20 protein-coding genes are annotated in these 17226 nt (G+C 70.2%); 9 read left to right on the forward strand and 11 right to left on the reverse strand.

Annotation, left to right across the window (positions count from 1 at the left end):
- Window positions 1-100 precede the first annotated feature (100 nt).
- Complete coding sequence (locus QC180_RS27100) at window positions 101-880, forward strand: ABC transporter permease (protein WP_474646551.1); 780 nt, start codon at window positions 101-103, stop codon at window positions 878-880.
- Between the two features lie 63 nt (window positions 881-943).
- On the opposite strand, the gene QC180_RS27105 is transcribed toward QC180_RS27100, so the two are convergent.
- Window positions 944-1279 carry an RNA polymerase-binding protein RbpA gene (locus QC180_RS27105; RefSeq protein WP_067453486.1) on the reverse strand — a complete coding sequence of 112 codons (336 nt, stop codon included), beginning with the start codon at window positions 1277-1279 and terminating at the stop codon, window positions 944-946.
- Between the two features lie 245 nt (window positions 1280-1524).
- On the opposite strand from QC180_RS27105, the gene QC180_RS27110 reads away from it, so the two are divergent.
- Window positions 1525-1851 carry a hypothetical protein gene (locus tag QC180_RS27110; protein WP_278265668.1) on the forward strand — a complete coding sequence of 109 codons (327 nt, stop codon included), beginning with the start codon at window positions 1525-1527 and terminating at the stop codon, window positions 1849-1851.
- Window positions 1852-1882: 31 nt separating this feature from the next.
- Here the strand turns inward: QC180_RS27110 and QC180_RS27115 are convergent, their stop codons facing one another.
- Window positions 1883-2908: a hypothetical protein gene (locus QC180_RS27115; RefSeq protein ID WP_278265669.1), complete on the reverse strand. Its 1026-nt coding sequence runs from the start codon at window positions 2906-2908 to the stop codon at window positions 1883-1885.
- A 102-nt stretch (window positions 2909-3010) separates the two neighbouring features.
- A complete protein-coding gene (locus tag QC180_RS27120) occupies window positions 3011-3862 on the reverse strand; it encodes an SDR family oxidoreductase (RefSeq protein WP_278265670.1) in 852 nt (283 codons plus the stop codon).
- Between the two features lie 105 nt (window positions 3863-3967).
- On the opposite strand from QC180_RS27120, the gene QC180_RS27125 reads away from it, so the two are divergent.
- Window positions 3968-4567 carry a TetR/AcrR family transcriptional regulator gene (locus tag QC180_RS27125; RefSeq protein WP_278265671.1) on the forward strand — a complete coding sequence of 200 codons (600 nt, stop codon included), beginning with the start codon at window positions 3968-3970 and terminating at the stop codon, window positions 4565-4567.
- A gap of 7 nt (window positions 4568-4574) precedes the next feature.
- On the opposite strand, the gene mqo is transcribed toward QC180_RS27125, so the two are convergent.
- Entirely contained in the window at window positions 4575-5996 is a 1422-nt protein-coding gene (mqo, locus tag QC180_RS27130; protein ID WP_278265672.1) for a malate dehydrogenase (quinone), read from the reverse strand.
- 92 nt (window positions 5997-6088) lie between these two features.
- Between mqo and QC180_RS27135 the strand changes: the two genes are divergently transcribed.
- Window positions 6089-7042: a LysR family transcriptional regulator gene (locus QC180_RS27135; RefSeq protein ID WP_278265673.1), complete on the forward strand. Its 954-nt coding sequence runs from the start codon at window positions 6089-6091 to the stop codon at window positions 7040-7042.
- Here QC180_RS27135 and QC180_RS27140 read toward each other — a convergent pair.
- Window positions 6970-7716, reverse strand: a complete 747-nt coding sequence (locus QC180_RS27140; RefSeq protein ID WP_278265674.1) for a M23 family metallopeptidase — start codon at window positions 7714-7716, stop codon at window positions 6970-6972. The genes QC180_RS27135 and QC180_RS27140 overlap by 73 nt on opposite strands.
- Before the next feature lie 184 nt (window positions 7717-7900).
- On the opposite strand from QC180_RS27140, the gene QC180_RS27145 reads away from it, so the two are divergent.
- Window positions 7901-8239: an ArsR/SmtB family transcription factor gene (locus tag QC180_RS27145; protein WP_278265675.1), complete on the forward strand. Its 339-nt coding sequence runs from the start codon at window positions 7901-7903 to the stop codon at window positions 8237-8239.
- Here the strand turns inward: QC180_RS27145 and QC180_RS27150 are convergent.
- Entirely contained in the window at window positions 8221-9198 is a 978-nt protein-coding gene (locus QC180_RS27150; RefSeq protein WP_278265676.1) for a glycosyltransferase family 9 protein, read from the reverse strand. The two genes, QC180_RS27145 and QC180_RS27150, sit on opposite strands and share 19 nt — an antisense overlap.
- 138 nt (window positions 9199-9336) lie before the next feature.
- Here QC180_RS27150 and QC180_RS27155 point away from each other — a divergent pair, with 138 nt between their 5' ends.
- Together QC180_RS27155 and QC180_RS27160 are read left to right on the forward strand one after the other, a co-directional pair.
- Window positions 9337-9918: an HdeD family acid-resistance protein gene (locus QC180_RS27155; RefSeq protein WP_278265677.1), complete on the forward strand. Its 582-nt coding sequence runs from the start codon at window positions 9337-9339 to the stop codon at window positions 9916-9918.
- 81 nt (window positions 9919-9999) lie between these two features.
- Complete coding sequence (locus QC180_RS27160; protein WP_278265678.1) at window positions 10000-10350, forward strand: hypothetical protein; 351 nt, start codon at window positions 10000-10002, stop codon at window positions 10348-10350.
- Between the two features lie 15 nt (window positions 10351-10365).
- Here the strand turns inward: QC180_RS27160 and QC180_RS27165 are convergent, their stop codons facing one another.
- The 3 genes from QC180_RS27165 to QC180_RS27175 form a co-directional block, all read right to left on the reverse strand.
- Window positions 10366-11166 (reverse strand): HugZ family pyridoxamine 5'-phosphate oxidase, encoded by an 801-nt coding sequence (locus tag QC180_RS27165; RefSeq protein WP_278265679.1) that lies wholly within the window; start codon window positions 11164-11166, stop codon window positions 10366-10368.
- The gene (locus QC180_RS27170; RefSeq protein ID WP_278265680.1) at window positions 11163-12419 is read right to left on the reverse strand and encodes a lipase family alpha/beta hydrolase; all 1257 of its coding nucleotides are present in this window, start codon (window positions 12417-12419) and stop codon (window positions 11163-11165) included. The genes QC180_RS27165 and QC180_RS27170 overlap by 4 nt, the downstream gene beginning before the upstream one ends.
- Window positions 12420-12628: 209 nt before the next feature.
- Window positions 12629-13345 (reverse strand): metal-dependent hydrolase, encoded by a 717-nt coding sequence (locus QC180_RS27175; protein ID WP_278265681.1) that lies wholly within the window; start codon window positions 13343-13345, stop codon window positions 12629-12631.
- Window positions 13346-13433: 88 nt separating this feature from the next.
- On the opposite strand from QC180_RS27175, the gene QC180_RS27180 reads away from it, so the two are divergent.
- Both QC180_RS27180 and QC180_RS27185 read left to right on the forward strand, forming a co-directional pair.
- Window positions 13434-13844: a nitroreductase family deazaflavin-dependent oxidoreductase gene (locus QC180_RS27180; protein WP_278265682.1), complete on the forward strand. Its 411-nt coding sequence runs from the start codon at window positions 13434-13436 to the stop codon at window positions 13842-13844.
- Window positions 13845-13901: 57 nt separating this feature from the next.
- Window positions 13902-14366: an SRPBCC family protein gene (locus tag QC180_RS27185; RefSeq protein ID WP_278265683.1), complete on the forward strand. Its 465-nt coding sequence runs from the start codon at window positions 13902-13904 to the stop codon at window positions 14364-14366.
- A gap of 65 nt (window positions 14367-14431) precedes the next feature.
- Here the strand turns inward: QC180_RS27185 and katG are convergent, their stop codons facing one another.
- Together katG and QC180_RS27195 are read right to left on the reverse strand one after the other, a co-directional pair.
- Entirely contained in the window at window positions 14432-16663 is a 2232-nt protein-coding gene (gene katG, locus QC180_RS27190) for a catalase/peroxidase HPI (protein WP_278265684.1), read from the reverse strand.
- Between the two features lie 11 nt (window positions 16664-16674).
- Window positions 16675-17109 (reverse strand): Fur family transcriptional regulator, encoded by a 435-nt coding sequence (locus QC180_RS27195; protein ID WP_278265685.1) that lies wholly within the window; start codon window positions 17107-17109, stop codon window positions 16675-16677.
- Window positions 17110-17226: the final 117 nt, after the last annotated feature.

Below are 17226 nucleotides of genomic sequence, written 5' to 3' on the forward strand. Positions count from 1 at the left end.
GGACCTCGCGGTCGACGACTACGAAACACGCGACCTGCCGATCCAGCCGTCGACCCCGCGCCCCTCGGTGCCCGTCGACGCGCAGCCGCGTGCCCGCTTCCTGCGCGACAGCGGGATCGTGGCCTACCGCAACCTGCTGACCATCCTGCGCGTGCCGACCCTGCTGGTGACGGCCACCGTGCAGCCGCTGATGTTCGTGTTCCTGTTCGCCTACATCTTCGGCGCCTCCCTCGGCGGCGACCAGTACCGCGAATTCCTGCTGGCGGGCATCTTCACCCAGACCGTCGCCTTCAACGCCGCCTTCACCACCGTCGGCCTGGCCGGTGACCTGCAGAAGGGCATCATCGACCGGATGCGCACGCTGCCGATGTCGCGGCTGGCGGTGCTGATGGGCCGCACCCTCTCGGACCTGGTGGTCAACATCCTCAGCCTCGGGGTGATGGTGATCTGCGGCTACATCGTGGGCTGGCGGATCAATGGCAGCGTCGCCGACGCGGCACTGGCCTTCGGCATCATCCTGCTGTTCGCCTTCGCCATGTCCTGGGTCGGCGCGCTCACCGGCCTCATCTCACCGACGGTCGAGGTGGCCCAGAGCGCGGGCCTGATCTGGATGTTCCCGCTGTCGTTCATCTCCTCGGCGTTCATCTCCGCCCAGACCCTGCCCGGCCCGCTGCGCACCATCGCCGAATGGAATCCGATCACCGCCGTCTCGGCGGCGGGCCGCAAGCTGTTCGAGAACGACTCACCACCCAGCTTCGGCACCCCCACCGGCTGGCCCGCCGACCACTGCGTGCTCTACGCGGTGATCTGCTCGCTGGTCATCCTCGCCGTCGCCATGCCCGCCGCGCTCCTGCAATACCGCAAGGTCGCCAGCCACTAGCCCGACAACGCCGAAGGCCGCCTCCCGATCGGGAGGCGGCCTTCGGCGTATCTATTCTCTCCGCTACCCGCGACGGCGGGTCTTGAGCAGGTCGAGGCGCTCCTTGAGCAGCTCCTCGAGCTCTTCCTTGCTGCGACGCTCCAGCAGCATGTCCCAGTGCGTCCGCGGCGGCTTGACCTTCTTGGTCTCCACCGAGGTGCCCTCCATGAGCTGACCCTCCTGGCCGTTACGGCACAGCCAGGTCGGGGGGATCTCCGCGTCGTCGGCGAACGGGACGTCGAACTCCTCACCGTTGTCGGTGCGGTAACGGGCGATCCGGCGCGGGGCCAGGTCATGGTCGCGATCGGTCTCGTAGCTCACCGCTCCGAGCCGACTGCCTCGGAGTACGCGATCTGCCATGTGTGCTCCTGTATTGTTTGGCGGCTGGCGCCGCGTGTTCTCGGCCCCCGGGGGCCTCGATTCTTCCCTCCCTACGGGCACTCCTTCGTCGCACCCTTCGGTCAGTCCAGAATCGAGGCGGGCCGAGAACGTGGCTGTGTACTACGTCCAACGTGTGCGAAGTCCGAACTGTTCCATTGTAGTCGTTGCCCGCTGAGCGAGACCTGCGCGGCGGATCGGGGGGCGGGCGGCTAGGGTTTCGCAGCATGTCGCGCAGTCGCCTGCTGTCCTGCCAGTGGTGTGGGCGGGAGATCGTGGATTCGGAATCGGGTCGTCGTCGCCGGTATTGCCGCCAGTCGTGCAGGCAGCGGGCCTATGAGCACCGGAGCAGTCTGAAGGGAACGGGGATTCCCGAGGACGCGGTGGTGCTCTCGGCACAGGAGGTCGCGGATCTGGCGGATCGGTGGTTCGCCGCGCGGTGCGCCGCCGAGGACGTGGCGACCGCGGTCGGGGAGGGCGCCGACGCGGGCGAACTCGCCCAGCTCAGCGCCACCCTGGTCCAGCTCGCGCGCGAGGCCGAGCGGCTGCGCTGACCGTCATGCCGAGTCGGCGCCCCGGCGCGGGTCAGGCCGCGACCCGATCGTCGTCGGACCGTGCGCGCAGGTACACCGCCGTGGCCCCACCGCCGAGGAACAGCACGATCGCCGCCACCGCGCCCAGCGTCGCCGGGTCCGGCGCGGTGAGCGGCTGCCCGCGCAGGGCCTGCCAGAGTGTCAGGGTGAGCAGCCCGAAGTAGCCGATCACCGCGACGCCGAGCAGCGCGGCGCGGGTCGTCTCGGCGCGCAACCAGCGATGACGCGGAGCCAGCGCCGCCAGGACGACCGCGAGCACGAGCAGCACCTGGATACCGTGCAGGCCGACGAAATGCGGAATGCGCAGATCACCACCGGTGGTACTCCAGTGGGTGATCGGCATCGCGCCGATCCCGTCGCGCGCGGCATCGGGCGCGGCGTCGGGGCGAACGGTGTGGCCCGCCATCAGACCGACCACGGTGCCGTCGGCCTGCCGGACCAGCTGCGGCCCGGTGAAACCCATCAGATAGCCCAGCACCATGCCGGTCACCGCCAGCCAGAGCCCGGCCTTGAGCGCGATCCGGGTCGGCCGGTCGGCGAGCTTCTGCCACGAGATGATCAGCGCCAGCACGAGAGTCGCGAAGAACAGGCCGGGCACCCCGGAGGCGAACACCTGCTGACCGATCCGATTCACCGGATCGGTGGCGGTGTTGAAATGACTGAACGTGCCGCGCGCGGCCTGGAGCGCGATGAACCCCACATCGGCGATCCCGGTGACCGCGATGATCGTGCCCAGCCACGAGGTGACACGGCGGCCGCGATGCGGCAACCGCAGGATCCAGGCCAGGGTCAGCCCGTAGACGGCGAACGCGAGACCGAACTTGGCCGGTTTGAGCCACACGGACTCGCCGAGCAGTTCCCGATCGTCGACGAGCATGCCGATCGTCGACACCAGCACGAGCGCGGTCATCACCGCGACGTTCGCCAGCAGCGGCAGGTGCCAGGGGATCCCGTCGCGCGAGCGCGCGGTCGCGAATCGGAAGCGGGGAACAGAGCGGGGGAAGTCCATCGTCGCCATGGTTAGACGGTAGGAATCCGGTGTGCCCCAACACCTCCCGCTGCGGTGCGGGATACCCGCCCGTACCCGGGTAGGGGGTCGGCCTTACCCGGGTTCTAGGGGTCAGATCCCCATGCGCCAGATGGCGGCGTCGACCGCGCGCGGCGAGATCGTGGCCAGCGTCTGCAACACCCGGGTGTAGCGCGGATAGAGCTCGATCGGGCGGGTGCGCAGGGCGGTGAGGATCCAGGCGGCGGCGTCCTCGGCCGACAGCGCCGCCGCGTCGGCGTATTTGCCGGTGGGCGCGATCATCTCGGTGCGCACCAGCGGGAACCCCAGCGTGGTGACGTGCACGCCGCGCGCCCTGGTCTCTGCCCCGAGGCTGCGCCCGAACGCGCCGAGGGCTGCCTTGGACGCGTGGTAGGCGGTGAACAGCGGCATCGACCCGGCCGCCACTCCCCAGGTCGCCACATTGACGACGTGCCCGTCACCCGCCTCGAGCATGGACGGCAGCAGACCCATGGTGAGCCGCGCGGCGCCGAAGTAGTTCAGCGCCATGGTGCGCTCGTAGTCGTGGAAGCGGTCGGTGGCCTGCGCCGCGCCGCGCCGGATGGACCGGCCCGCGTTGTTGACCAGCACGTCGATCCGGTCGTACCGCTCGAGCAGGGTCTTGACCAGTTCGTCGGTCTGTTCGGCGTCGGCGAGATCGCAGGTGATCAGCTCGACCTCGCCGCCCTCGGCGCGGACGGCGTCGCGGACCGCGGTCAGCGGCTCGGGGGTGCGGGCCACCAGGATCACCCGGGCGCCTTCACGCGCGAGCGCGTGCGCGGCGGCTTTGCCGACACCGGAGGACGCGCCGGTGAGCACCACGGTCTTGCCCGCGATCTCGTGCCGCTCGCCGAGCACGAGCCGGGCCAGCGCGCGGGGGAGCGCGGGCGGGTTGAGCAACACCGATTGGGCGAGTTCGGCGAACACGGGGGACTCCTGTCGGATGGCGACGCGGTTAATTGACTAATAAGTAAATTACAAAGGCGTCAGGTGCGAGTCAACGGCGGGGGCCACCGATGGTTGGATGGACCGGTGAGCACAGCCGGAACCAAGGGTGTCCCGCGTCCCGAACGCGAACAGCAGATCCTCGATGTGGCCGTGGCCGAGATCGGTCGCGTGGGCTACGCGGGTCTGTCGCTGGCCGAGGTCGCGGCGCGGGCCGGGGTGTCCAAACCGCTGGTCTACACCTATTTCCAGTCCAAGGACGGGCTCTACATCGCCTGCGTCGAGCGCGCGGCCACGGTGCTCTACGACGCGATCGAGGTCGCGATCACCGGCCCCGGCGGCCTGTCCAAGGCCGAGCGGACCCTCGACGCGATCTTCGCGGCGTTGCAGCCGCGCCCGCACGACTGGACGGTTCTGTTCGATCGCTCCCACCCCGACGACGGCCCGGTCGCCGACGCTTCCCGCGCCGCGCGCAGACGCATCGCCGCGCAGGCCGCGCGCGGGGTCGCCGACGCCATCGCCGCTGTGGACATCACCGACCCGACCGATCTGTCCGCGCTGACCGATGTGTGGATGGGCGCGGTGACCTCCCTGGTGCTGTGGTGGCTGCGTCATCCCGAACAGACCGCCGCCGAGATGGCCGCCCGCAGCCATCGCCTGCTCGGCGCGCTGCGGGCGGCCCGCTGACCGTCGGTCACCGGCCGACGGTGTCCTCGGGGAGCAGGTGCGCGAGCAGCGGTGCCCACTCGTGGCGCCGCCGCGGGAAGCATCGGTCGAGCAGCTCGCGCATGATCGCGGGCGCGATCGAGGCGCCGGGCGAGGCCCCGAGCAATCCCGCGATGGTGCCGTCGGCACCGGTGACCAGTTCGGTGCCGAACTCGAGCACGCCACCGTGGCGCGGGTCGGGCTTGACCAGTTGGGCGCGCTGCCCCGCCTGGACCAGTTCCCAGTCGGCGGGGTCGGCGGTCGGGTAGAAGCGCTGGAGCTGCGCGAACTTGCGTCGTGGCGAGGCGAGGAGCTGACCGACCAGGTAGCGCACCAGGCTCAGATTCCGCAGTCCGGCGGCGGCGAGTGGCACGATGTTGTGCGGCCGCAGGGTGGTGAACAGATCGGTGAGCTTGCCGTAGCGCAGCAATCGGGTGCTGAAGGTGGCGTACGGACCGAACAGCAGCGCACCCGAGCCGTCGACCTCGCGCCGGTCCAGATGCGGCACCGACATCGGCGGTGCCCCGAGGTCGGCCTGGCTGTAGACCTTGGCCCGGTGCTCGGCCACCACCGCCGGATTGTCGGTCCGCAGGAACTGCGCGCCCAGCGGGAACACCCCGTACCCACGCACCTCCGGCAGTTTCGCTCGTTGCAGCAACCGCAGCGCGTACCCACCCGCGCCGACGAACACGAAGCGGGTGCGCACGGTGAACCGGCGCCCGCTGTCGAGATCGCGCCCGCGCACCGTCCACAGGCCGTCCGCCTCGCGCCGCAGCCCGGTGATCTCGCGACGCAGGCGCACGGCATTGCCCGCGTCGGTCACGCTCGACAGCAAGGCGCGGGTCAGCGCGCCGAAGTCGACATCGGTGCCCGCGGTGTGCCGGGTGGCCGCCATCGGTTCGTCCTCCGCGCGGCCGCGCACCAGCAGCGGCGCCCACTCGGCGATCACCGCGCGGTCCTCGGTGTAGTCGAGCCCGGCGAACTCCGGCAGCACGCGCAGTGTGGCGTGACGCTGCCGCAGGTAGGCGATATCGCGCTCGCCGAACACCACGGTGACGTGCGGTGTCGCGGTGAGGAAGTGCTCGGGATCGAGGACGTCGCGATGCGCCAGCGCCGACCAGAACCGGCGCGAGAGCGCGAACTGCGCCGCGATCGCCGCCGCGCGGGTGCCGTCGGTCGGGTCGGGCATGTAGTTCAGCTCGCACAGCCCGGAATGCCCGGTGCCCGCGTTGTGCCACGGATGACTGCTCTCCGCGCCCGGCTCGCCGAGCCGCTCGAACAGCGCGATCGACCAGTCCGGCGCCAGCGTGCTCAACAGCGCGCCGAGCGTGGCCGACATGATGCCGCCGCCGATGAGGACGGCGTCGAGAACCTCGGCGGACTCACGCGCGGTGGGTGTCGTAGCGGTCATGATCGAAAACCTCCCGTGTGCGATGTCCGACCATCGTCACGCCGACCGGAGCGATCCGTCCAACACGTAATCCACGGGGATATGATCCGGATATGGATGATTCGGGGGACCCGGGCGCGCAGGCGCTGGCACCGCTGCTGGCCGCCTTCGACGCCGCGGCCACCGACGGCCACTTCACCCGGGCGGCGCAGCGGCTCGGGATGCCGCAGTCGTCACTGAGCCGCCGGATCCGCGCGCTCGAGCAGGCACTCGGGGTGGCGCTGTTCCAGCCGGTCGGACGCGGCGTCACGCTGACACCACAGGGCCGCGACCTGCACGAACACACGCGCGGCGTGGTCCGTGCCCTCGACGACGCGGTGCGCCGGGTGCGCGCCGACGCCGACCCCGACAGCGGGCTGGTCCGCTTCGGTTTCCCGCTCACCCTGGGCCCGGTGAGCATCCCGTCGCTGCTGGCTCAGTTCCACACCCGCGCACCCCGTGTCCGCCTGCACCTGGTGCAAGCCCACGGCGAGGAACTGGCCGAGCAGGTCCGCGACGGCCGACTCGACCTGGCGGTGATGATCCCGCCGCCGACCGACCTGCCCTCCGTCGACCTGGGCCGTCAGCGCATCGCACTGCACGTGGCGCGCACGCATCCGCTGGCCACGCGCACCCGGATCGCGCTGGCCGAACTCGCCGACGCGGCGTTCATCGCCAACCCGCCGAGCTACCACCTGCGCGCGCTGCTCGACAGCTGGTGCGCCGAGGCGGGCTTCACCCCGCGGGTGCAGTTCGAGATCACCGAGTTCGAGACCGTGCGGGCGCTGGTCGCCCTCGGCCTGGGGGTGGCGCTGTTGCCCGTGGCGGAGGTGCCGCAACCGGACCTGGCGGTCGTGCCCATCGATGGCGAACGCGACCGCGAGATCGGCCTGGTCTCGGGAGACCATCGGCCGACACTCGCGGTCGCGCGGTTACGGGAGTTCCTGATCGAGCGTCAGTCCTGGGCCACACCGGCGTCGACGCCACGGGCGGCGAGCCACGGGTGGGGGTCGATCGGGGCGCCGTAGAGCGAGCCGTCCGGCACGTGCACCTCGTAGTGCAGGTGGGGGCCGGTGGAGTTGCCACGGTTGCCGACGGTGGCGATGACGTCGCCCGCCTTCACCTGCTGGCCGGTCTGGACGAGGATCTCGTTGACGTGACCGAACACGCCGATGGTGCCGTCGTCCTGCTGGACGCGGACCCACAGGCCGAAGCCGGTGGCGGGACCGGTCTCGATGACGGTACCGTCGGTGACGGCGAAGATCGGCGCGCCGATCGGATCGCCGAAGTCGATGCCGTTGTGCGCGGCACCCCAGCGGGCACCGAAGTACGAGGTCAGTCGACCGTTCACGGGGCGCACGGTGTGCGGCCGCGGCGCGATGAACGGAATCTCCGGCAGGGGCAGCGCGACCGCTTCGCGGTGCTCTTCCCAGGCGATCGGAGCCGACGCGGGGGCCTGGCCCTGCGGGCCCTGGGCCTCGGCGGGCGTGTACGAAGTGAAACGGTAGGGCGACTGGCCCTGGGCGACGGCCTCGGTGCTGCTGGCCGCGATGGTGGTGGGAGCCGGGGTCTCGTGGTCGCCGAAGGTGGCGACGGAGGTGCCGACGAGCGCGGACAGGGCCACCGCACCCGCGACAACGCCTCCCCAGCGACCGGCGAAGGCGTCGGAGACGCGAGCAGATAACGGGTTGGTCACGAACATGTCTCGAACGTATCGAAGCCGTGACCTCGGCGGCGAATCCTGTGGCTGCGATCACGAACCGCTATAACCCCAGTTGATCTATAACGAGCATATAACGAACTGTCGTCATTCCGATGACGACCGGGGGAAATGCGCGAAGTCCAAGATCATTGCCGGACCTGCGGAAACGGCGCACACTGATTCAGTGGACGCTAACGGAGTTCGGGCCATCACCGCGCTGTCGGACCCCACTCGACGCGCGATCTTCGAGGCACTGCCCTCGGGCGCGCGGTCGGTGGCCGAGCTCGCCGCCGCCACCGGGATCACCAGTTCGGCCGCCTCCCAGCACCTGAAAGTGCTGCGTGCGGCGCATCTGGTGGCCATGCGTCGCGACGGCAACCGCCACCTCTACTCCCTGGACCCCCGTGGGCTCAGCGACGCCCGCGACTATCTAGAGCAGTTCTGGCCCAGTGCCCTGGCCGCCCACGCCGCCGCGTTGCGCGACGCCACCGGCGGTTTCCCCGCTCAGCCCACCCGGCGATAACGGGAGGACTTGGTCGATTCGGCCCAGTCCTGTTTGTCGAGCTGCGCGTCGACCGCCGCGAGCACCTCGGGCACGCCGATGCGCAGCAGGCCGCTGTCGGGGGTGCGGGCGTCGGGGTCGCCGACCTGCCCGGCCCACAGCACCGCGTGCCTGCCCAGCAGATGCGCGGGTGGTCCGCCGCGGCGCGGCGGGGTGGGGCCGAACAGCAGCACGGTCCTGGTGCCGAACGCCGTGGCCAGGTGCGCGACGCCGGTGTCGCCGCTGATCACCAGCGCGGCCTCGGCGACGGTCGCGGCCAGATCGGTGAGGTTCTGCCTGCCCGCCAGCACGCGATCGTCGGGCAGGCCCGCCTGGGCGGCCACTTCCCTGGCGATCTCGCGTTCGAACGGGTCGCCGGTGAGCACGACACCGCGGCCGAGTACCAGGAGGTGCCGGACCACCGCGGCGAAGCGTTCCGGTGGCCAGCGCCGGGCGGGCGCGCCCGCGCCGATGTGCACGACCACGCAGTCGCGGCGGCTGATCGAGGCCACCGGGGGAACCAGACCGAGGTTGCGGCGATCGGCGGCGATGCCCTCGAATTCGAGCAGCTTGCACCAGCGGTCCACCACGTGCACGTCCGGATCCCAGCGGGGGCCCGCCAGCTTCGGCAACTCGGGGGTGCGGTGGCCGATGATGCGCGCGGCGCCCGTGTCGGCCAGGGCCCGCGCGCTCCCGCCGTCGGGGCCGTGCAGGTTCACCGCCAGTTCGGGGGCGGGGCCGTCCCAGATGAGGGCGGCCGGATCGGCGGTGGGGACCAGTTCGTCGACCGAGGAGATCAGGTCGACGATGCGCTCGAGCCGATGCGGGGCAGCCAGGATGATCCGGCTGCGTGGTTCGGCCCGGCGCAGGGCACGCAGAGCCGGGACCGCGGCGAGGAGATCGCCGAGGCCCCGAGCTTGCAGCACGAGTACAACCGACACTTCTTGGTGCTACCCGGCGGCTGTGCGCACCAAACGTTCGTGCAGGTGTGGCCGTCGTCGCCGTCGCGGCGGTCGCGACACGATCACGGCTGCAGCTAATATCGGGAAAACCAGAGCGACCGGGCATAACATCTCGTCATGACGACAAATACCGTGTTGGAGAGTCCAATCGCGGCTCTTGCCAAGAAGACCTGGCAAACGATTCTGGTCACCGGCCTCCTCGCGGTGGTGCTCGGCATCATCGTCCTGGTCTGGCCCGGTCCGTCGCTGCTCGTGGCGGGCGTGCTGTTCGGCATCTACATGGTGGTCAGTGGCATCTTCCAGTTGATCGCCGCCTTCACCCACCTGCCCAGCACCAGCTTCCGGGTGCTCTCCTTCATCAGTGGTGTGCTGTCGCTGATCATCGGTGTGTTCTGCTTCCGCGACGACCTCACCTCGATCGTGCTGCTGGGGTTGTTCATCGGCATCAGCTGGCTGTTCCGTGGCGTGGCGATGCTGTTCGCCGCCATCGCCGAGAAGGGCGTGCCCGGGCGCGGCTGGCAGATCTTCTACGGTCTGCTCAGTGCCATCGCCGGTGTGGTGCTGATCGTGTGGCCGATCAGCTCCGTCGCGACCCTGGTGCTGGTGGTCGGCATCTTCCTGATCATCATCGGCATCATGGAGATCATCACCGCCTTCGGCGTCCGCAAGGACTCGCATCTGCTGGACGCGCAGGTGTAGTTCACCCCCACGGAAGTTCGTCGGAAAGCGGCCGGTGCCTTCGGGTACCGGCCGCTTTCGTCTCTACTACGCTCGGCGTTCATGGATTTCGTTTACAACCTGGTGGTTGTCACGCATCTGCTCGGGATGGCCGCCGTGGTGGGTGGCTATGTCGCCGGGCGTCCCGCCGTCTCGGAGTTGATGGTCTGGGGTGCGCGCGCTCAGCTGATCACCGGCATCGTGCTGGCGGGGCTGGCCTCCGGGGTGGATTCGCTGGGCAAGGATCCGAACACCACCAAGTTGGCGGTGAAGCTCGCGATCGCCGTGGTGGTCTGCGCGTTCGCCGAGATCGCGCGGGCCGACGCCAAGCGCGGCGAGCGAGCCGACTGGATGACCGACGCCGCGGGCGGGCTGGCCATCCTCAATGTGCTCGTCGCCGCGCTCTGGGTCTGAGCGCCCGGCGTCGCGTCAGCTCGCGGCGCGGGCCAGCTTGGCCAATTCGACCGTCGCCGCACGGAGTTCACCGATCTCGGTGAGCGGCTGGGCGTAGCCGACCCGGGTCCGCGCCACGCCGCGCGGTGTCTCGACGCGTAGCTGGAGTCCGTAGCGGTCGGCGCGCTCGCAACTCGCGGCGGTGGCGTCGGGGAAACCGCCCAGGTGCCGGGCCATCGCCAGCAGCGCGTCGGCGTGATCGGCGTTGAGGTGGGCGATGCCCGGCGCCGCCTTCGGGACGATCGGATCGGCCTCCGCCGCCAGGTATTCCGCCGCCGAGGCCGAATCCATCCGACCGTAGCCACCGACCCAGCGCACCCGCTGGACCCGCAGCACCCACAGGGTGAAGTCGCTGTAGTCGATGTAGTAGCGGGCCGCGGGGATCGCCGCCAGATGCGCGGCGCGCGCCGCCTCGGCCTCGGCGCCCATGGGCCGTTCCACCACTCCGGCCAGGGTGATCCTGGTGCCCGCCAGCGGGTCCGCCGGAATGTCCGGGGTGACGACGGCGATGCTGGCGCGCGGATCGGCGGCCAGATTGCGGCCGTGCTCGGCCAGCCGCGAGACGCTCAGCACCGGAGCGCCGTCGAGCAGGCCGTAGGTGATGAACGAGGCCCACGGCGCCCCGTCGGCGGTGAGGCTGGCCAGCGTGCCGATATTGGTCGCCGCCGCGATGGTTCTGGCCTCCTCGGCGGCCGAGGGCTGCGCCTCGTTGGCCAGGGGAGTGGTCGGCAGCGGGATGGCGGGTGCGTCGCCGGGGTCGCCGTGGTCGAGAGTCATGGCCACAGCGTATCCACCCGGGCCGCTCTGCGGGGGGCGCTCGACAGCCACTCGCGCAGCGCGCGATAGACCGCCTCGTGGTTGAGCAGGCTGAAATGATGGGCCGAGGGGACGTGCAGACCGTTCACCCCGTCCAGGGCGATCCGGCGGGTGCGGCCCCGGCCGGAGCCGCTGCCACCGAGGACCAGGCCGTCACCGATGACGCGGCCGACGGGATGGCGGGGGCTGCGGGTGATCGTCGCGGTGACGAAGTAGTGGTCGGCGTGCGCGAGCAGCGGCACCTCCTGCACGGCGCGGGCGCGCAGGGCGTCGGCGTCGAGATCACGCCAGTCCTCGTCGACCAGCGAGCCCTGGCGCAGGTCACGGATCCCCGCGCTGCGCCTGCGCAGCAGGGAACCCAGCGGCCGGGTCTCGGGGAGCAGGTCGAACGCGGCGGCGGCGTAGTGCGCGATCTGCTCCAGCGGGGCACCCAGATGCGGCGAACCCAGGCAGACCACCTGCCGGACCGCGCGCACCCACTGCGCCTGCTGTCGCTCGGCCAGATGGCACGCGCCCCGGGCGACCAGCCCGCCCATCGAATGCCCGATCAGGCAGATCTCGTGCACCGGCAGCGGCCAGTGCGCGACCAGCCGGTCGAGCAGGTCGGCGAGTTGGGCGGCGTTCTCGGAGATGTGCAGGCCGGTGTTGTACCGCACGTAGACGGGCGTGTAGCCGAGGTCCTCCTCGAGCAGTTCCCCGTAGGCGGGCCTGCCGCCGAGTCCCCAGGCGTGTTCGGTCTCCACCAGCCCGTGGACCAACACGACCAGCCGGGAGGTCGGCACGGTGAGGTGCGTGGGCAGTTGTTCGGGCGGCACGGGCGCGCCGTCGACGCGAATGGTCATGGGGGAGGCCAGGATCGGGGCCTGCTCCTCGAGCGCGTCGCCGATGAGGCCCTGCAACGCGGCGAGGACGCCCGCGCCCCACACCGTGCGCGACGGCGCGGGCACACCCGGGACCTGCACCGCGCTGGCCACCTCGCCCACCACGAATCCGGTCCCGCCGACCACCGCGTACACGCTGTCGGTGATCGCGTCGTGCACGACCTTCACCGGATCGGCGGCCACGCCCACCCCGGTCCGCACCGCCGCGAAGACGCGGTCGGAGATGGCCCGGTGGATGGCCGCGATCCCATCGACCGCGCCGACGAACTCGTCACCGGCCAGCCGCGTGAGTGCCTGTACCTCGGCCTGGGATTGGGGGAGCTGCTCCGTCACGAGTTTGAGAGTACAACTGTGCACTGAAAAGCGGGGAGTTCGGTGGGGATTTGGGAGCGATGAGCGACCGGCGCGAGATCCGGCGGGACCGATCACAAACAACATGCTGATACTCGGATATGCGCATTAGAACATGTATGCGCATCTCGAGCCCCCAGGAAAAAGAACGGCAAGGACGGGGGAGCCCGCCGTCCTTGCCGCGCAAGGGATCACACGTGGTGGACGATCGCGTACCAGAGCGCGCCGCACGCCCCGGCCACGAACAGCGGGGAGATGACCCAGGTCTCGACGCGATTGCCGGTGCGTTCGATGAGCGGGATGCGGGTGCGGAAGGGGAAGGGCCACAGCAGGCGGCAGCCGCGATCGGTGAGACAGTCGCCGAGCAGATGGGCCAGACAGCCGAGGCCGACGCAGATCGGCAGCCAGGCGGGCCGGTCGACGATCCAGTGGTCCACGGCGAAGGTGCCCGCCGAGGCCAGCACGATGACGGTGCCGTAGGTGCGCAGGCTCTTGCCGGGCGGACACAGGTGCAGCGAACGCACGGCCAGCGCCAGTAGGAAGAACACCAGGCTCAGGGTGAAAGGCCGACCGAGCCAGTGCTCGCCCGCCCAGGTGGCTCCGACGGCGGCGACCACGAACAGCAGGGAATGGGTGCCGTGTCGGTGGCCGCCGGAGATCCAGGAGATGAAGCGGCACAGGTGATGTGTCACCGGGCCCAGCACGTGCGAGATCGTCCCGCTCGGATGATCGGCGTCGGGCAGCAGGGCCGCGCCCGCGGTGAGCAGGGTGCCCATGATCAGCTCGGCGATCCCGAATCGTGTGGTCTCGCTGTCGAACAGGGGGAAAGCGGCGACGGTGAGAGGCAGGGCCGCGGCGGTCCCCGCCCAGGCCAGCGCGCCACTCGTCGCGTGTGAATGTCCAAGCACCCCTGAACGTTAGAGGACCTCACTACCTCGGCGCATATGCCGAGGACGGCGGGGAATGCGCGACGCGGGCGCCGCGTTGGCGACCGGTATGAGCACATTCAACGACCAGGTGATCGCCGAGTTCCGGGCTACCGGAGGCCGGGTGGGCGGCCCGTTCGAGGGCCGCGACAACATGGTGGTCATCACCACCACCGGCGCGAAGTCGGGTCGCGCGATCACCAACCCGCTGGTCTTCCTGCCCGACGGCGACCGGATCGTGTTGATCGCCTCCAACGGCGGCGCCGACAAGCATCCGGCCTGGTACCACAACCTGCTCGCCGATCCGGTGCTCACCGTGGAGGTGCCCGGCGAGACCTACACCGGCAAGGCCGAACTCGTCGACGATCCCGAGCGCACGGCACTGTTCGACCGGATGGTCGAGCTGCTGCCCGGTTTCGCCGAGTACCGCGAGAAGACCGACCGGGTGATTCCGGTCTTCGCGGTGTATCGCACGAGTTAGGCGCGCGCTCGAGCCGAAAGGTTGCGGGGTGGCCGGGGCGCTGGTTGCATCGCCCGGGTGACCGAAACCATCGACGTCCCCCGCATCGTCCACGCGTCCCGCGAGGTCGCGGCCAGTGCCGCCACGATCTTCGAACTGATCGCCGACCCCGCCCAGCAGCCGCGCTGGGACGGCAACGACAACCTCGCCGAGGCGGTCGCGGGCCAGCGTGTGCGCGCCGCCGGTGACGTGTTCACCACCACCCTCACCAACGGCGCCGACCGCGACAACCACATCGTCGAGTTCGTCGAGGGCCGTCGCATCGCGTGGAACCCGTCCGAGCGCGACAAGACCCCGCCCGGACACCTGTGGCGCTGGGAGCTCGAGCCGATCGACGACACCCACACCCGGGTGACCCACACCTACGACTGGACCGAGCTGCACGACGAGCTGCGCCAGGTGCGGGCCAAGGCCACCACCGCCGACAAGCTGCGGGCGTCGGTGGACCGTCTGGCCGAGCTGGCCGAGTCCGGCACCGCCTGACGGTTCCTCGACGCGAAACACCCGGTGGCCCCTCAGGAGTCACCGGGTGTTTCGTCGTCAGCGGGCTAGCGGACCAGATCGAACCGGTCCAGTTCGCTCACCTTGGTCCACGCGGCGACGAAGTCGTGGACGAACTTCTCCTTCGCGTCGTCGGTGGCGTACGCCTCGGCCACGGCCCGCAGCTGCGAGTTCGAGCCGAACACCAGGTCGACCCGGCTGCCGGTCCAGGTGACCGCACCGGTGGTGCGGTCGCGACCCTCGTAGACGTTCTCGTCTCCGGCCGAGGGCACCCATTCGGTGCCCATGTCCAGGAGGTTGACGAAGAAGTCGTTGGTCAGGGTGCCCGGCCGGTCGGTGAACACGCCCAGCGACGACTGCTGGTGGTTCGCGCCGAGCACCCGCAGACCGCCGACGAGCACGGTCATCTCCGGCGCGCTCAGGGTGAGCAGGTTCGCCTTGTCGACGAGCAGGTACTCCGCCGGGATCTGGGCGTCCTTGGCGAGGTAGTTGCGGAAACCGTCGGCCGGGGTCTCCAGCGCCGCGAACGACTCGACGTCGGTCTGCTCCTGGGTGGCGTCGGTACGGCCCGGCGTGAACGGCACGGTCACCGGGAACCCGGCGGCCTGCGCGGCCTGTTCGACACCGACGACGCCGCCCAGCACGACCAGGTCGGCGAAGGACACCTGCGCGCCCCCGGCCCCGTTGAATGTGTCCTGGATGCCCTCGAGCACCCGGATCACCTGCGCGAGCTCGTCGGGCTGGTTGACCTCCCAGCCCGCCTGCGGCTGCAGGCGCAGGCGGCCACCGTTGGCGCCACCGCGCTTGTCGCTGCCCCGGAACGAGGCGGCCGCGGCCCAGGCGGTGGTGACCAGCTGGGCGACACTGAGCCCCGAAGCCTGGATCAGGCTCTTGAGCCCGGCGATGTCGCTGTCGCCGATGAGCTCACCGGTGCGCGCCGGGATCGGGTCCTGCCAGAGCAGTTCCTCGGCGGGCACCAGCGGACCGAGGTAGCGGGCGACCGGGCCCATGTCACGGTGGGTGAGCTTGTACCAGGCGCGGGCGAAGGCGTCGGCGAATTCGGCCGGGTTCTCCAGCCAGCGCCGGGTGATCGGTCCGTAGATCGGGTCGACCCGCAGCGACAGGTCGGTGGTGAGCATGACCGGGGTCTGCTTCTTGTCCGGATCGAAGGGGTCGGGCACGGTGCCCGCCCCGGCGCCGCCCTTGGGGATCCACTGGTGCGCGCCCGCCGGGCTCTTGCTCAGTTCCCACTCGTAGCCGTAGAGGGTCTCGAGGAAGCTGTTGTCCCAGGCGGTCGGGGTGGGCGTCCAGATGCCCTCCAGGCCCGAGGTGATCGCGTCCGCGCCGACACCGCTACCGAAGCCGCTCTTCCAGCCCAGGCCCTGCTCCTCGAGCGGGGCGCCCTCGGGTTCGGGGCCGACGTGATCGGCCGGACCGGCGCCGTGGGTCTTGCCGAAGGTGTGGCCACCGGCGATGAGCGCGGCGGTCTCCTCGTCGTTCATCGCCATCCGGGCGAAGGTCTCGCGGATGTCGATCGCGGCGGCGATCGGGTCCGGATTGCCGTTGGGCCCTTCGGGATTGACGTAGATCAGACCCATCTGCACGGCCGCGAGCGGACGTTCCAGACTGCGCTCACCGGTGTAGCGCTCGTCGCCGAGCCAGGTGCGCTCCGGGCCCCAGTAGACGTCCTCCTCCGGCTCCCAGGCGTCCACGCGACCGCCGCCGAAGCCGAAGGTCTGGAAACCCATCGACTCCAGCGCCACATTGCCCGTGTAGACGATGAGGTCGGCCCAGGACAGTTTGCGTCCGTACTTCTTCTTCACCGGCCACAGCAGCCTGCGCGCCTTGTCCAGGCTGGCGTTGTCGGGCCAGCTGTTGAGCGGGGCGAAGCGCTGCAGACCGGCGCCCGCGCCGCCGCGGCCGTCGCCCACGCGGTAGGTGCCCGCCGAGTGCCAGGCCATCCGGATGAACAGCGGGCCGTAGTGGCCGAAGTCGGCGGGCCACCAGGGCTGCGAGGTGGTCATGATCTGTTCGATGTCGGCCTTGACCTCGGCCAGGTCGAGGGTGGCGAATTCGGCGGCGTAGTCGAAGTCGGCGCCGAACGGGTTGGCCACCGGCGGGTTCTTCTGCAGGATCGAGAGATTGAGCTGATGGGGCCACCAGTCGGCATTGCTGCCGCGCGCGTCGGCGGCGGCGAAGGGGCGATGCGACGCTACGGGGCAACCACTTTCACCCGGTTCCGTGTTGGCTTCCGCGATGGGTGGGTGTTCCTCGGGCACGGTGATTCCTTTCAGGGCAGTGATCGTGATGACGAGCAGTCGGGGCACAGGCCCCAATAGATGACCTCGGCCTCGTCGATGACGAAACCTCGGTCATCGGGCGCGGTCAGACAGGGCGCGTCGCCGACGGCACAGTCGATATCGACGATCACGCCACAGGATCGGCACACCAGGTGATGATGGTTGTCACCGACACGGGTCTCGTATCGGGCGACAGTGCCCATGGGCTGGATCCGCCGGAGCAGGCCCGCGTCGGTGAGAACCCGCAGCACGTCGTAGACGGCCTGCTGGCTCACCGTGCCGAGGGAATCCCTGACCCGGCTGATGATGGCGTCGGTTTCGGCATGGGGCTGGTGATGCACCGCGGTGAGGACCGCCAGGCGCGGCGCGGTGACGCGCAGCGAGGCCGCGCGGAGCATCTGCTCGAATTCCGACTTACTGGACACATTCCAGATTATGACTGATTCCAGAGAAGTTGGGAAGGTTTTCGGCCGACGAGTTGTGTCCGCTCTCCGCGCCCCGGCCGCGCGGGGCCGCTATCCTGCCGGAGTCCGTTCCTCGAA

It is taken from the genome of Nocardia anocheti, assembly GCF_029675105.1.
Taxonomy (GTDB): Bacteria; Actinomycetota; Actinomycetes; order Mycobacteriales; family Mycobacteriaceae; genus Nocardia.

Bases quoted from the DNA above. Each gene is read 5' to 3' on its own strand.
- QC180_RS27110 (WP_278265668.1), top strand. From the start codon at position 1,525: ATGTCGCGCAGTCGCCTGCTGTCCTGCCAGTGGTGTGGGCGGGAGATC.
- QC180_RS27135 (WP_278265673.1), top strand. From the start codon at position 6,089: ATGGATGATTCGGGGGACCCGGGCGCGCAGGCGCTGGCACCGCTGCTG.
- QC180_RS27140 (WP_278265674.1), bottom strand. From the start codon at position 7,716: ATGTTCGTGACCAACCCGTTATCTGCTCGCGTCTCCGACGCCTTCGCC.
- QC180_RS27105 (WP_067453486.1), bottom strand. From the start codon at position 1,279: ATGGCAGATCGCGTACTCCGAGGCAGTCGGCTCGGAGCGGTGAGCTAC.
- QC180_RS27115 (WP_278265669.1), bottom strand. From the start codon at position 2,908: ATGGCGACGATGGACTTCCCCCGCTCTGTTCCCCGCTTCCGATTCGCG.
- QC180_RS27165 (WP_278265679.1), bottom strand. From the start codon at position 11,166: ATGACTCTCGACCACGGCGACCCCGGCGACGCACCCGCCATCCCGCTG.
- QC180_RS27180 (WP_278265682.1), top strand. From the start codon at position 13,434: ATGAGCACATTCAACGACCAGGTGATCGCCGAGTTCCGGGCTACCGGA.
- QC180_RS27155 (WP_278265677.1), top strand. From the start codon at position 9,337: ATGACGACAAATACCGTGTTGGAGAGTCCAATCGCGGCTCTTGCCAAG.
- QC180_RS27160 (WP_278265678.1), top strand. From the start codon at position 10,000: ATGGATTTCGTTTACAACCTGGTGGTTGTCACGCATCTGCTCGGGATG.
- mqo (WP_278265672.1), bottom strand. From the start codon at position 5,996: ATGACCGCTACGACACCCACCGCGCGTGAGTCCGCCGAGGTTCTCGAC.